The organism is Arthrobacter sp. Z1-9, from assembly GCF_054792695.1.
This window is the reverse complement of record NZ_CP096456.1, coordinates 2,509,690-2,524,375: the sequence shown is the minus strand read 5'-3', so window position 1 is coordinate 2,524,375 and position 14,686 is coordinate 2,509,690. Positions and strand designations below refer to the sequence as shown.

The 14,686-nt window shown below is 64.9% G+C and carries 11 protein-coding genes and 2 tRNA genes; 12 read left to right on the top strand and 1 reads right to left on the bottom strand.

The features are described 5' to 3' along the window. Positions 1-16: 16 nt before the first annotated feature. From serA to M1D93_RS11660, 6 genes are all read left to right on the top strand, one after another. Positions 17-1,606, top strand: coding sequence for a phosphoglycerate dehydrogenase (gene serA, locus M1D93_RS11685; protein ID WP_461171711.1), 1,590 nt, complete (start codon positions 17-19; stop codon positions 1,604-1,606). A gap of 215 nt (positions 1,607-1,821) precedes the next feature. Next, positions 1,822-4,620, top strand: a complete 2,799-nt coding sequence (locus M1D93_RS11680; RefSeq protein WP_461171710.1) for an ABC transporter permease — start codon at positions 1,822-1,824, stop codon at positions 4,618-4,620. Next, positions 4,617-5,375 carry an ABC transporter ATP-binding protein gene (locus tag M1D93_RS11675; protein WP_461171709.1) on the top strand — a complete coding sequence of 253 codons (759 nt, stop codon included), beginning with the start codon at positions 4,617-4,619 and terminating at the stop codon, positions 5,373-5,375. Before M1D93_RS11680 ends, M1D93_RS11675 begins: the two co-directional genes overlap by 4 nt. A gap of 33 nt (positions 5,376-5,408) precedes the next feature. Continuing rightward, positions 5,409-6,968, top strand: a complete 1,560-nt coding sequence (metG, locus tag M1D93_RS11670; protein WP_461171708.1) for a methionine--tRNA ligase — start codon at positions 5,409-5,411, stop codon at positions 6,966-6,968. 154 nt (positions 6,969-7,122) lie between these two features. Next, positions 7,123-8,175: a 3-isopropylmalate dehydrogenase gene (locus tag M1D93_RS11665; RefSeq protein ID WP_461171707.1), complete on the top strand. Its 1,053-nt coding sequence runs from the start codon at positions 7,123-7,125 to the stop codon at positions 8,173-8,175. Between the two features lie 103 nt (positions 8,176-8,278). Beyond that, positions 8,279-9,391, top strand: coding sequence for a branched-chain amino acid aminotransferase (locus M1D93_RS11660; RefSeq protein ID WP_461171706.1), 1,113 nt, complete (start codon positions 8,279-8,281; stop codon positions 9,389-9,391). 85 nt (positions 9,392-9,476) lie between these two features. Here the strand turns inward: M1D93_RS11660 and M1D93_RS11655 are convergent, their stop codons facing one another. Continuing rightward, entirely contained in the window at positions 9,477-10,070 is a 594-nt protein-coding gene (locus M1D93_RS11655) for a hypothetical protein (protein WP_461171705.1), read from the bottom strand. Positions 10,071-10,202: 132 nt separating this feature from the next. Between M1D93_RS11655 and M1D93_RS11650 the strand changes: the two genes are divergently transcribed. The 6 genes from M1D93_RS11650 (at position 10,203) to M1D93_RS11625 (ending at position 14,519) form a co-directional block, all read left to right on the top strand. Continuing rightward, a complete protein-coding gene (locus tag M1D93_RS11650) occupies positions 10,203-11,006 on the top strand; it encodes an MBL fold metallo-hydrolase (RefSeq protein WP_461171704.1) in 804 nt (267 codons plus the stop codon). Positions 11,007-11,047: 41 nt separating this feature from the next. Next, on the top strand, positions 11,048-11,824 hold the full coding sequence (locus tag M1D93_RS11645) for a fumarylacetoacetate hydrolase family protein (protein ID WP_461171703.1): 777 nt from the start codon (positions 11,048-11,050) through the stop codon (positions 11,822-11,824). Between the two features lie 51 nt (positions 11,825-11,875). Beyond that, positions 11,876-13,390 (top strand): glutamate--tRNA ligase, encoded by a 1,515-nt coding sequence (gene gltX / locus M1D93_RS11640; protein WP_461171702.1) that lies wholly within the window; start codon positions 11,876-11,878, stop codon positions 13,388-13,390. After that, positions 13,390-14,127: an HAD family hydrolase gene (locus tag M1D93_RS11635; RefSeq protein ID WP_461171701.1), complete on the top strand. Its 738-nt coding sequence runs from the start codon at positions 13,390-13,392 to the stop codon at positions 14,125-14,127. The genes gltX and M1D93_RS11635 overlap by 1 nt, the downstream gene beginning before the upstream one ends. 108 nt (positions 14,128-14,235) lie before the next feature. Next, positions 14,236-14,307 (top strand) — tRNA-Gln (locus M1D93_RS11630). A gap of 136 nt (positions 14,308-14,443) precedes the next feature. Continuing rightward, a tRNA-Glu gene (locus M1D93_RS11625) sits at positions 14,444-14,519 on the top strand. Positions 14,520-14,686: the final 167 nt, after the last annotated feature.

The following is a 14,686-nucleotide window of genomic DNA, read 5'->3' as shown; positions in this document are numbered from 1 at the left end:
ACGCAGAGGATCAGCCGTGTCAAAACCCGTAGTACTGCTCGCCGAAGAACTTTCCCCCGCCACGATCGAGGCCCTGGGCCCGGACTTCGACATCCGCCAGACCGACGGCGCTGACCGCTCCCAGCTGCTCTCTGCCATCGGCGACGTCGACGCCATCCTGGTCCGTTCTGCCACCCAGGTGGATGCCGAGGCAATCGCCGCCGCCAAGAACCTCAAGGTCATTGCCCGCGCGGGAGTAGGCCTGGACAACGTGGACATCAAGGCCGCCACCCAGGCCGGCGTGATGGTGGTCAACGCCCCCACGTCCAACATCGTCTCTGCGGCCGAGCTCACTGTGGGCCATATCCTTAGCCTCGCCCGCCACATCCCGCAGGCCAGCGCAGCCCTCAAGGACGGCGAGTGGAAGCGCTCCAAGTACACGGGCATCGAGCTGTTCGAGAAGAAGATCGGCATCATCGGCCTGGGCCGGATCGGTGCCCTCGTCGCGGCCCGCCTGAAGGGCTTCGACACCAAGATCCTTGCGTACGATCCCTACATCACCTCGGCCCGGGCAGCGCAGCTCGGCGTCCAGCTGGTGACCCTGGACGAACTGCTCGCTCAGTCCGACTTCATCACCATCCACATGCCCAAGACCCCGGAAACGGTGGGCATGCTCGGCGCGGACGCCTTCAAGAAGATGAAAAACACTGCCTACGTGGTCAACGTTGCCCGCGGCGGCCTGGTTGATGAGGAGGCCCTGTTCACGGCTCTCCAGGACGGCACGATTGCCGGCGCCGGCGTGGACGTGTTCTCCAAGGAGCCCAGCACGGACCTGCCGTTCTTCAAGCTGGACAACGTGGTGGTTACCCCCCACCTCGGCGCCTCCACTGACGAAGCCCAGGAAAAGGCCGGCGTTTCGGTGGCCAAGTCCGTGCGCCTGGCCCTGGCCGGCGAGCTCGTCCCGGACGCAGTCAATGTTGCCGGTGGCGTCATTGCCCCGGACGTCCGCCCGGGCATCCCGCTGATTGAGAAGCTGGGCCGTATCTTCACGGCCCTGACGCACGCGTCCCTGACCCAGTTCGACGTCGAGGTGGCCGGCGAGATCTCGTCCCTGGACGTCAAGGTCCTGGAGCTGGCGGCACTCAAGGGAATCTTCGCAGACGTGGTCACCGAGCAGGTCTCCTACGTCAATGCCCCGGTGATCGCCGAGCAGCGCGGCATCAACGTCCGCCTGATCACCACCCCGGAGACAGAGTCGTACCGCAACGTCCTGACGCTGCGCGGTGCCCTCAGCGACGGCACCCAGATTTCCGTGGCCGGCACCCTCACCGGGCCGAAGCAGATCGAGAAGCTAGTGGGCATCAACGGGTTCGAAGTTGAAATCCCCATCAGCGAGCACCTGGTGGTGGTTGGCTACACCGACCGTCCCGGCGTGATCGGAACCATTGGCCACATCCTGGGCATGAACAACATCAACATCGCCGGCATGCAGGTGGCACGCCACGACCAGGGCGGCCAGGTGCTCGCGCTCCTCACCATCGACAGCTCTGTGCCCCAGCAGGTCCTGGACGCCATCAAGGCCGGCATCGGGGCCGATATGGTGCGGGAAGTGGACCTGGAGGACTAACCTTCGTTCCGTCGAAACGCCGTACCGCCGCCTTCCGCTCGGCGCGTCCCGGCGGGGCCACGTATGATTGGCCGGTCTGCTTACAATGGCTGGGTCCTGTTGATGGACCGGGCCGGCAGGCCGGCCAATACCTTTTGCACATCCGTCCGTGATCGTCCATGTCCGCTCCGCGCGGTTTCGAATGTGCGCACGCAATCCAGGTTTCAGGGAGTTCAATGAACGCCGTCCAGAGGTTCATCAGAAGCAAAGTGCTGCTGTTGACCGCGGCCATCTTGATCGCAGCCATGTGCTTGTCGGTCCTCGTCCAAAGCCAGTCCCAGGCCGCGCTCAGCCGGACGGTGGATCAAAACTCCCGGGGGCTCTACGATGTCCTGGTCCAGGCGAAGGCGCCCTCGGGGGCGCTGCTGCAGCCGGAGATCGCCAACGGCACCGGCGGCATCAGCTTTGAACAGCTGGAGAACATCCGCAAGCTGTCGGGCACCTCGGTGGCAGCCCCCATCAGCCTCGTTTCCCGGGTAACGCAGAACCTTGAAGCACCGCGGCTGGACGCCATGGACTACCTCGGCTACAACGCCGGGCTCGCGGGCACCGCCACCGCAGACCAGGCCGCCGGCGCCACCGCTCCGGCTGACTGGCCCGCCGCCGAGTCCGTGCTGACCGATGAAGCCAAAAAGTACCGCCTGACGGCCAGCGCAGTCAGCTCCGACGGCGTTTCCGAGCAGACCCTCTTCAAGTCCACCGCCGAAGGCACCCTGGGCAAGGCCAAGCTCGTGGAGGAACGGGCAGCCGGCGGGAGCAGCATCCGCATCGCTGCTCCCGAAGATGAAACAGGCATCAAGTTCCCCGCCCCGGCCGGCGGTTCCGAACACAACCTGTTCAATCTGTCAGTGTCGCTGCCCCTCGCCCCGGAGGTCACGGAATCCGTGGTCGCCGTCGATCCCGCCGCCGAGCGCGCCCTGCTGGGTACCGCCGGCGACTTCCTGGCCCCGCTGGAAAAGGCACCGCCCGCCGACGCCCGTGATGCCGGGGCCATCGGCCGCTACTTTGAAGGCCTTTTCACCAACGGGATCGGCCTGGACGAGCTGGAGGAAGGCCCTGACTTCCTGGGCGTGAAGCTCAAGTACTGGGCACCCCTGATGACGCAGTACCAGCAGGCGAAGCGCAACGGGCAGTTGACCGCCGATTCCCAGGCCATTCCCCTCATCGTGCGCTCGGGCACCTCCATGGATTTGAAGTACAACGTCAAGATCGAGGAGATCGACGACGCCGGCAAGGTGGTCAAGGACGTTGGGACCGCCTCCCAGTCATTGGGGAAGGACTACCTCCCGTTTGTCTCGAAGGACCCCTTTGTTCTCTCGTGGCCCGGGTCCACGGACCATTCCTCCCTCGTCGGAGCCACCGGCAACTTCAACCAGGGGCTTTACACGCCTGCTGAATGGAGCACTGACTTTGCCGCGGCCCCGAAATACACCGACGGCGAGGCGGCGGCAAACGGTGCCGCCAACAAGACAGCGGTGCCCGGCGAATGGGTCACGGTCAACCGGCTGCCCGAAAAGGGCGCCAACGGAACCCCCGTTGACCAGACGCAGCGCGAGCCTGTGGACGAACGGTCCTACCGTGAAAACCTGGAGACGGGGGAACAAAAGGCATCAGCTCCCCTTGCCATGGTTTACGGAACCTTTGATCCTTCCGCAGTGTCAGAAGCCGCCGGGGACGTGAACAAGCTTCCGTTGGGCGGCTACGACCCGACTCCCTTCACCCTGGTCAAGGACGCCGAGGGCAAGGATGTCCCGGCGGCCGAGCTTGAACCGTCCCTGAGCGCCACCGGGCTTGCCAGCCAGTCCGCCGGCGCCATCACCGACTACTACGGCCTGGCGGCAGCCCGCGGCTACAAGGACAACGCGGCAGTCATCGACGCCGTGCGTGTCCGTGCCGATGCGCCCGGCAGCTGGAAGGAAGCCCAGCCGGACGTGGAGAAGCTGGCGGGCGAGATCCGCGACATGGGCCTGGAGGCCACCATCGTGGCCGGTTCAGCCCGCGAGGACGCCAGCATTTTCGTTCCCGGCTACTCAAAGGACGACGCCGGCAAGGAATCCGACCTGGGCACTGTCCAGCAGTCATGGGTCCGGCAGAACGCGGCCGACGCCGTGACGGGGTCCCTCTCCGGTACGAACATCACGCTGCTCTTCCTGACGCTTTGCGGGGCTGCCCTTCTCACCGGTGCCTCCACCGTGAGCTACATCCGCAAGCGGCGGAGCGAGGCAGGAACGCTCCGCGCCATGGGTTGGACGCAGCGCCGCATCCGCAGCTGGGTACTGGAGGAATTCGGTGTTGGCGCGGTACTGCTTGCCGTGGCCGGCATCGTCCTGAGCCTGGTCAGCTGGAGCCTCACCACAGCGCTCGTGTGCGTTTCCGTCCTGGTCCTCTACGCCGGCGCTGCGTTCTTCGCCGCCCAGCAGCTGCGCCACCGCGACGTCATCGACCAGGAGCCACAGCATGACGAGCGGCTCATTCCGGTGGATTCACCCCTGACCTTCGCGAACCGCCAGCTGAGCACCAACAAGTTCAACAGCCTCGCCTTGGCCGTTGCCGTGGGCGTTTTCGGGGCGGCCGTTGGCGGGCTCATCGCGCTGCTGATCGACATTCCGCGCGCGGCCGGTGCCAGTGCCTTGAGCGGGCTCGCTGCCGCCAGCGTGGCGCTGCCGAGCATTCTCCTGGCGCTTGCCGGTGTGGTGGTGGGACTGGTGTTGACCCTGGTCACGGGCCGCTTTGAACTCAACGCAAAGCGGCAGTACCTGGGCATCCTTGAGGCCATGGGCTGGAACCCGGACATGCTCCGCCAGGTCCGGCTGTTCGAGAACGCGCTGGTGGGAACCGTGGCCCTGCCGCTGGGCGTGCTGGGCGCCCTGGGCATCGGCCTGCTGCTGGCCCCTTATGCCGCACTGTGGGCAGGCGTGGCCGGCCTCGTGGCTGTACTTTGCTGGATACCGATTGCAACGAAAGTGGTCCAATGACAAACCACCAGACCAATGTCCAGCGGAGCCGCAGGAGCGGCTCCGGCGACGTCCCCCTGCAGACGCGCGCCAACACCATCGTCAAGGCCGCTGACCACGAGACCCCGCTGGAACTGAGCGACATCACCATCCGCTACGGCGGCGGCAAAGGCGGCGCCGAGGCAGTCAGTGTGGTGGAAGGCTTCGACCTCACCCTGCACGCCGGCGAGATGCACTGCGTCGCCGGCCGAAGCGGCTCCGGCAAGACCAGCATCCTGACCGTCGGCGCGGGGCTCACCCTGCCGACGTCGGGCCGCGTCTTTTGGGAAGGTGATTCCCTTGAGAGCATGGGCGACGACGAAATCGCCGACCGCCGTCGTGCCCTGATCGGTTACGTGGACCAGGGCGGCGCCCTCATCGACGGCATGAGTGCGCTGGAGAACGTGCTCCTGCCGGCCGTTCCGGACGGGGAAGTGGACCAGCGCCGGGACATGGCCAAGGACCTGCTGGACCTGGTGGGCCTGGGCCGCCGCATGCGGCACCGCCCTGCCCAGCTGTCCGGCGGTGAGCGCCAGCGCGTTGCCATCGCCCGTGCCCTGATCCTGGGCACCAGGGTCCTGGTGGTGGACGAACCCACCGCGAGCCTGGACCGTGCCTCCGCGAACCGCATCATCAGCATCCTCAAGGACACCACCTCCGATGGCATCGCGGTCCTGGTGGCGTCGCACGACCACGAACTCGTCCGGCTCAGCGACTCCCTGACCGAACTGATCTAGCCTGTCCCTCCGCACCGAAGGTAACGTCCGCACGTGACTGCTTCAGAGAAAACGCCGTTCTACATCACCACGGCCATCACCTACCCCAACGGCGTGCCGCACATCGGCCACGCCTACGAGTACATTGCCACCGACGCCATGGCGCGCTTCAAGCGGCTGGACGGCTATGACGTGATGTTCCTGACCGGCACGGACGAGCACGGGATGAAGATCGCCCAGACCGCCGAAAAGGAAGGCATCACGCCCAAGGAACTGGTGGACCGGAACGCGGAGGTCTACAAGGCGGCACATTCGGCCCTTGGCATCACGTACGACCGTTTCATCCGGACCACGGACGAGGACCACTACGCCGCCTCGCAGGCCATCTGGAAAAAGATGGAAGCAAACGGGGACATCTACCTCTCCAAATACGAGGGCTGGTACTCCGTCCGGGACGAGGCGTTCTACGTCGAGGACGACACCGTGGTGAAGGACGACGGCGTGCGCTACTCCAAGGAGACGGACACCGAGGTGACCTGGACCGCGGAGGAGAGCTACTTCTTCCGGCTTTCCGCCTACCAGGACAAACTGCTGGCCCTTTACGAGGCCCAGCCCGAGTTCGGTGCACCGCAGTACCGGTTCAATGAGGTCATCAGCTTCGTGAAGCGCGGCCTGGAGGACCTGTCCATCAGCCGCACCACTTTCGACTGGGGCGTTCCGGTTCCGGGCAACGACAAGCATGTGATGTACGTCTGGGTGGACGCCCTGACCAACTACCTCACCGGTGTGGGCTACCCCGACGTGGATTCGGAGAAGTTCCGGAAGTTCTGGCCGGCCGATGTCCACGTGATCGGCAAGGACATCTCCCGGTTCCACGCCATCTACTGGCCTGCCTTCCTGATGAGCGCCGGCCTGGAACTACCCAAGCGGGTCATGATCCACGGCTTCCTGCACAACAACGGTGTCAAAATGTCCAAGTCGCTGGGCAACGTGGTGGCGCCGGCAGATTTCGTGGAGCAGTACGGCCTTGACCAGGTGCGCTTCTTTTTCCTTCGTGAGGTGCCCTTCGGTGCGGACGGCAGCTACAACCACGAAGCAATTGTTGGCCGCATGAATGCCGACCTCGCCAACAACTTCGGAAACCTCGCCCAGCGCTCCCTGTCCATGGTGGCCAAGAACTGCGAGGGTAAAGTCCCCGTCCCGGGGGAGTTCACGGCGGAGGACAACGCCATCCTGGCCCAGGCCGCAGACCTCCTCGACGCCGCGCGGGCGGCATTCGAGAAGCAGGAATTCAGCCGCGCGCTCGAAGCCATCTGGGGCGTCCTGGGCGACACCAACGCCTACTTCGCCGAGCAGGCGCCCTGGGTGCTGCGGAAGACCGACGTCGAACGCATGAATACCGTGCTGTACGTGACGCTGGAAATCCTGCGGATCGTGGCCATCCTTGCCCAGCCCGTCATGCCGACCGCAACAGCGGCGCTCCTTGGCACCCTCGGCCAGCCGGAAGGGGAGGCCCGCCAGTTCGCCGCCATCGGAACGCCGATTGCTGCGGGTACTGAACTGCCGGCTCCGTCGCCGGTGTTCCCCAAGTACGAGGAGCCCGCCGGGGCCTGACGCTCTGTCACTTCCTGCAGGTTTTCCGGGAACGCTCCTGCACCTTCGAATCAGAAGGTGCAGGAGCGTTTGCCGTTTCCCCGACAGGCCAGCCGTTTGTTCGAATAATGAGACAGCTTGACCAGCATATGGATGTCTTGGCTACGCTGAAAGCATGAGCGCATCCTCCATCGATCTTGCAGTTATCCCCGGCGACGGCATTGGCCCTGAGGTCATCGCGGAAGCACTTAAGGTGCTGGAAAAAGCTGTCGCCTCGGAGGGCGTCGAGCTCAAGCAGACGCACTACAAGCTCGGCGCGGAGCACTGGCTGGCCACGGGGGAAACGCTGCCGGACCACGTCCTGGCTGACCTACGGACCCGGGATGCCATCCTGTTCGGGGCCGTAGGTGCTGCCCCCGGCGATACCCGCATTCCGTCCGGGATCATTGAGCGCGAGATGCTGCTGAAGCTCCGCTTCAGCCTGGACCACTACGTCAACCTCCGCCCGTCCCGGCTCTATGGAACCGTTGGCAGCCCCCTGGCCAATCCCGGCATCATCGACTTCATCGTGGTCCGCGAAGGCACCGAAGGCCCTTATGTCGGCAACGGCGGAACCCTCCGCGCCGGCACTCCCCACGAGGTGGCCACCGAAGTCTCGCTGAACACCGCCCACGGCGTTGAGCGCGTTGTCCGGGATGCCTTCCGCCGCGCCAGCGCCAGGGAGCGCAAGCACGTGACGCTGGTCCACAAGCACAACGTCCTGGTCTTCGCCGGGCACCTCTGGAAGCGCACGGTGGAGGCCGTGGCGCAGGAGTTCCCGGAGGTCACCCACGATTACCTGCACGTGGACGCGGCGACCATCTTTATGGTCACCGACCCGTCCCGCTTCGATGTGATTGTCACCGACAACCTCTTCGGCGACATCCTCACCGACCTGGCCGCAGCCATCACCGGCGGCATCGGACTGGCAGCGTCCGGCAACATCAACATGGACCGCACCGCGCCGTCCATGTTTGAGCCGGTCCACGGCTCCGCCCCCGACATCGCCGGCCAGGGCAAGGCGGACCCCACCGCCGCCATCCTGTCGGCAGCGCTGCTGCTGGACCACCTCGGCTACACCCGCGCAGCCCGCAGGATCGAGGCGGCAGTGAGTGCCGACGTCGAAAAGCGCGACGGCGGTGCACGCAGCACCAGCGCCGTGGGCGACGCCATTGCCGCCGGCCTGTAGCCGCGCCTGGGGCTGACGGCAACGGGCGTAAGCTTGTCTCGAATCACCAAATGCCGCCTTGCCGTTCAACGCTGAATCCAAGGCGGCCGATCGTGGAGGAACCATGACTCAGACTGCCCACGGCGTCGAATTTAAGCAGCAGCTCTCGGACAACCCGAAGTCTGCTGAAGAGCGTGCAGCCATCCTGGCCAACCCGGGATTCGGCAACCACTTCACCGACCACACGGCCATCGTCGACTACAGCGTGGACGAGAACGGAAACGGCGGCTGGCACAATGCCCGGGTGGAAGCCTACGGACCAATCTCCCTGGACCCGTCAGCTGCGGTGCTGCACTACGGGCAGGAGATTTTCGAGGGGCTCAAGGCCTACCGGCACGCTGATGGTTCCATTTGGACGTTCCGGCCGGAGGCAAACGCCGCCCGGCTGAACAAGTCCGCGCGCCGGCTTGCCCTTCCCGAACTGCCGGCAGAGTACTTCCTCGGGGCCATCCGGGAGCTTGTGGCCGCGGACAAGGAATGGGTTCCGGCCGGCGACGGCGAGGCGCTGTACCTCCGGCCGTTCATGATCGCCACCGAGGCCTTCCTGGGTGTCCGTGCCGCCCGTGAGGTGTCCTTCCGGGTGATCGCTTCACCGGCCGGCAACTACTTCGGCGGCGAACTCAAGCCTGTGTCCATCTGGATTTCGCGGGAATACGCCCGCGCGGGCCGCGGTGGCACCGGCGCAGCAAAGTGCGGAGGCAACTACGCCGCTTCGCTTATTGCCCAGCAGGAGGCTGAAGCCAACGGCTGCAAGCAGGTCCTCTTCCTGGACCAGTTCAATGACAACGCGGTTGAGGAACTGGGCGGCATGAACGTTTTCTTCGTGATGAAGGACGGCTCACTGGTCACTCCCGCGCTGACCGGCACCATCCTCGAAGGCGTGACCCGGATGTCCGTCATCCAGGTTGCCAAGGACATGGGCCGGGAAGTCACCGAGCGCAAGATCACTCTGGACGAATGGCGCGACGGCGTTGCCTCCGGTGACATTGCCGAGGTCTTCGCCTGCGGTACTGCCGCCGTCATCACCCCGATCGGTGTCCTCAAGGACACCACCGAGTTCATCGGTTCCGAGGATGCCAAAGCAGGGGAGACCACCATGGCCATCCGTGAAAAGCTGCTCGGCATCCAGACCGGCGCCGTTCCCGACACGCATGGCTGGCTGACCCGGCTCGCCTAGCTGCCGCTTTTCCCTGACTGAAAAATTACGACGGCGCCTGCCGGGCTCATCCCCGGCAGGCGCCGTTCATTGTGCAACGGGGGGATTAGCGCCGCGCTGCCTTCCGGGCGGCATTCTTCAGCGCCTTGCGGGAAACGGGCTTCAGGGCCTTCCGTGCGGCTTCTTCCTCCAGTGCACGGTTGCGGCGGGCGTCGATAATGTCGTTCCACAGCGTCGTCGCAAAGACGCCGCCGTCCTGCGCGTACACGTCGTAGGGGTAGTCGGCGAATATGGCCAGCGTAGTGCTGCCGGAGGGCAACTCCTGCCCTGTTGCCTTCGCGACGGCGTCTGCGATAGCCCAAGTCCTTGTCAGGTGGGGCGTGAGGTTCTCCTGGACAAACAGGGCGGCATCGGCGGAGGCGGCGGCCCGTTTCAGGAGTTCGTCCAGTTCTTCCGCCAGGAGCCCTGAAGCCGCTTCCTCCACGGGCGCCGCACCCCGCTTGAGATCCTCAGTGAGGCCGTCCACCGCCGCACTCCAGTCGGCGGTCTCGCGGAACTTCTTCCAGGTGGGAAACCAGACAATGCTGCCCGTGGCGTGGTTGTGGATGTGCAGGAGCCCGCTGTTCTTCTCCGTTGCGGCATGGTCGTGACCGGCTGAATCGGCTTCGGCGAGGAGGTCTGCAAGCGTGGTGGTGCTCATTTGATGTGATTCCGGCTTCCTGGGAGACAACGAGGGGATGCACTGGTGGTCAACCCGGGCACCCCGCTGTTCTATTCCGGCCTGTTCCGCGCGCAACGGCCGCGGAGCTCCAGAGTCGGGTGCAAAGATGGGATGGTGACTTCAGCTTCCGGCCCCATCCTGCAGCGCAGTTCCGCAATGACGCAGTTCGTCCTGGCACCTAATCCCGGGCCCATGAGCCTGGACGGCACCAACTCCTACGTGCTGCGGCACCCCGGTCATCCGGGCGCCGTCGTGGTTGATCCGGGCCCCCTGGACGAGGACCACCTTCAGGCACTCGCCGGTGCCGGCCCCGTTGAACTCATCCTCGTCACACACCGCCACGCGGACCATACCGCCGGCTCCGCACGGCTGCACCAACTGACCGGCGCCCCGGTACGCGCCTGGGACCCTGCCCACTGCCGTGGAAACGGCACGCCGCTGCTGGACGGCGAGGAACTCCGCTCCGCAGGTCTTGAGGTGAAGGTGGTGGCAACGCCCGGCCACACCTCCGATTCTGTGTGCTTCCACCTTCCCGCCGACGGTCCGGACGGTTCCGTGCTGACAGGGGATACGATCCTGGGCAGTGGCACCACGATGCTTGACTACCCGGACGGGACCCTCGGAGGCTACCTGGCGTCCCTGGACAGGCTGGAATCGCTCGGACCGGCCACCGTCCTTCCCGCCCACGGTCCCGTCCTGCCGTCCTTGACGGACATCGTGCGCCACTACCGGGCCCATCGCCTCGAACGGCTGGCGCAGATCCGCGCGGCGCTGGACCGGCTCGGCCCGGACGCCACCGCCGGTGACGTCGCTGACGCCGTTTATTCCGACGTCGACCCTTCCGTGCGGCGCGCAGCTGTTACTTCTGTTGCTGCGCAGCTTCACTACCTCAGGGGCGGAGACGGCGGGCCGTAAAACGACAGGCGCGGTGGTGGCGGGACGGTAGGGTAGGAGCCATGCGTATTGCCAGGTTTGTCGTCGATTCTGATCCCCTCTACGGTGTTGTCGAAGGTGACACGGGCAGTGAGGAAATCACTGTCATCCACGGGGACCCTTTCTTCAACGGGGTGGAGCGTACCTCCGTCCGGCACAAGCTGGAGGACGTCCGGCTCCTCGCCCCCATCATTCCCCGCAGCAAGGTCATCGGCGTGGGCCGCAACTTCGTGGAACACGCCCATGAACTCGGCAACGAAGTGCCCGCCCAGCCGCTCCTTTTCCTGAAGCCCAACACCGCCGTCGTGGGCCCCAACGATCCCGTGGTGCTGCCCGAGTTTTCCGAGGAAGTCTCGTTCGAAGCGGAACTGTGCGTTGTGATCGGACGGATCTGCAAGGACGTGCCCGAGGAACGCGTGGACGACGTCATTTTCGGCTATACGTGCGGCAACGACCTGACGGCCAGGGATGTCCAGAAGACAGACCTGCAGTGGACCCGGGCCAAGGGGTTTGACACCTCTGCGCCCCTGGGCCCGTGGATCGAGACGGACCTTGATACCGAGGACCTGCAGATCCAGGGCCGGCTCAACGGCGAGCTGCGGCAGGACGGCAGCACCAGCCAGATGATCAGGGGAGTCCGCGAACTCGTGTCCGTTGTCTCCCAAGCCTTCACCCTCCTTCCCGGGGACGTGATCATGACCGGGACTCCGGCAGGAGTGGGCCTGGTCAGCGCCGGCGACCGCTTCGAAGTGGAGATCGAGGGGATCGGCCACCTGTCCAACCCCATCGTCCGCCGCTGACCCCTGGCTCCGCGCTGGGGCTTTGCGCCAGACGGTAAAGTTGGAGCCACTATGACTACTGCTTCTGCGTCGAATGCTGCCTCCATCCCGCCCGTCACCGCGGACACGCCCGTTCGGGTCCGCTTCTGCCCCTCGCCCACGGGCACTCCCCATGTCGGGCTGATCCGCACGGCACTGTTCAACTGGGCCTACGCCCGCCACACCAAGGGCACCATGGTGTTCCGGATCGAGGACACGGACTCGGCGCGGGACAGCGAGGAAAGCTACCACCAGCTGCTGGACGCACTGAAGTGGCTGGGCATCGACTGGGACGAGGGCGTGGAAGTGGGCGGCCCGCATCAGCCGTACCGTCAGTCGCAGCGGAGCGACATCTACCAGGACGTCATTGCCCGTCTCCGGGAGGGTGGCTTTGTCTACGAGTCGTACTCCACGCCGGAAGAAATCGAAGCGCGCCACCGTGCCGCAGGACGCGATCCGAAGCTTGGCTATGACGGCTATGACCGCCACTTGACGGAGGAGCAGCTCGCCCAGTTCAAGGCAGAAGGCCGCGAAGCCGTCCTGCGGCTGCGGATGCCCGACGAGGACATCACTTTCAATGACCTCGTGCGCGGTGAGATAACCTTCCGTGCCGGGTCCGTCCCGGACTTTGCCGTGGTCCGTGCGAACGGAGCGCCCCTGTATACGCTGGTGAACCCGGTGGACGATGCCCTGATGGGTATCACCCATATTCTCCGCGGCGAGGACCTGCTCAGCTCCACTCCGCGCCAGATTGCCCTCTACCGCGCCCTATATGCCGTTGGCGTTGCGCAGTACATGCCCGAGTTTGGGCACCTGCCGTACGTGATGGGCCAGGGCAACAAGAAGCTCTCCAAACGCGATCCCGAATCGAGCCTGTTCCTGCACCGGGAGCGTGGCTTCATTCCCGAGGGCCTGCTGAACTACCTGTCGCTCCTGGGCTGGTCCCTGAGCGCGGACGAAGACATTTTTACTGTTGAACAGTTGGTGGAGCACTTCGACATCCATGACGTCCTGGGCAACCCCGCACGTTTCGACCTCAAGAAGGCTGAAGCGATCAACGGCACGCACGTCCGGATGCTCCCGCCTGAGGTATTCCGGGAACGCCTGGTTCCGTACTTGCGCGCCGCGGACCTGGTGGGGGAGATCCTCACCGACCGGGAGGAGGAGATCCTCACCGAGGCTGCGCCGCTGGTCCAGGAGCGCATCACGCTGCTCGGCGAGGCGCCCGAAATGCTGGCGTTCCTCTTCAAAGCGGATGACGCCATCGACGTTGCCGCTGATGCCCGGAAGGGGCTTCCGGAAAACCTGGCGGAAGTGCTGGATGCAGCCCTCGCAGCACTTGAACCTGTCGAGGACTGGACGCCGGACAACATCCAGACCGCGCTCAAGCAGGCCCTCGTTGAGGACCTTGGCATCAAACCCCGTCTGGCTTTCGGACCCGTGCGCACGGCCGTTTCCGGGCGGCGTATCTCTCCGCCGCTGTTCGAGTCCATGGTGATCCTGGGCAAGGAGTCCTCCCTCCGCCGCCTTCGCGCGTTCCGCGGCTGATGACGGCTCCCATGCAGGTAGGCGGCGCGGTCCTGGACACGCCTTTCGGCTCAATCCGGGGGGTGCTCTTTGACATCGATGACACCCTCGTTGATCTCGAATTCTCGATGACCACTGCCCTGCGCGAGGTCAGCGAACACCTCCTGCCCGGCCTTGACCAGGCCGGGTGGGAGCGGTTCGGGCGGATCTTCACCCACGAAACCACGCACTACTACGACCGCTACCTGGCAGGTGAACTCACGTTCAACGAACAGCGCCTGCTGCGGGGCCGCGCGGCCCTGGGCCACTTTGGGGTTGAACTTGCCGAGGGTGAGCAATCACACCAGTGGCTCAGCGCCTACATGGAAAAACAGCCAGCGTATGTAAAACCTTTTCCCGACGTCATGCCGCTGCTGGATGTCCTGGACAATGCGGGCATTCCGTACGGCGCGGTGAGCAACAACGTCCACGATTACCAGCGTGCCAAGCTGGATGGGGCAGGACTTGCGCGGGTCAGGCGGCTGGTGGGAACGGACACCCTGGGCGTGGCAAAACCGGATCCGGCCATCTACCTCGAGGGGGTCCGGCTTCTGGGCACGGCCCCTGCCGACACCCTGTATGTGGGAGACAACCGCCTCCTTGACGCCGAGGGCTCGACGGCGGCCGGCCTCCTGGGCGTCTGGCTGAACCGGGCGGGCGAGGAGGCTGCCGGATTCGACGGCGGCATGGTTACCTCGCTGGATGAGCTGGTCAGCTAGATCACACCGGGCCGATTTGTGTGGGCCGGAAGACTCGGGTAAAGTAATTTCTCGTGCTGAGGGGCACGGAGCGGGGCAAAACCCTGAAAACCGGCCCGAAAGTGTCATTGGGATATGGTGTAATTGGCAACACTACGGTTTCTGGTACCGTCATTCTAGGTTCGAGTCCTGGTATCCCAGCTCTGTTCAGAGGCTCCTCAGGGGCCAAAAGCAGACGGTTTCAACCGGTTCGCCGATTTGAAACCACAGCAAAGTGTGTGAAACAATCACTGAGCTGACCAGCGGAAACACTGGAAAGAAGTACGGTAAAGTACACGGCCCCATCGTATAGCGGCCTAGTACGCCGCCCTCTCACGGCGGTAACGCGGGTTCGAATCCCGCTGGGGTCACCAAGGAAATGGTCCCGGGCAAACGCCCGGGGCCATTTTTCGTTTCCGCAACAAGCAGTGGAACGCGCCATCACCTTCCGGAACGACTCGTGAAACGCCCCATCACCTTCCGGAACACATTAGGCAACGCCCCATCACCTTCCGGAACACATTAGGCAACGCCCCATCAC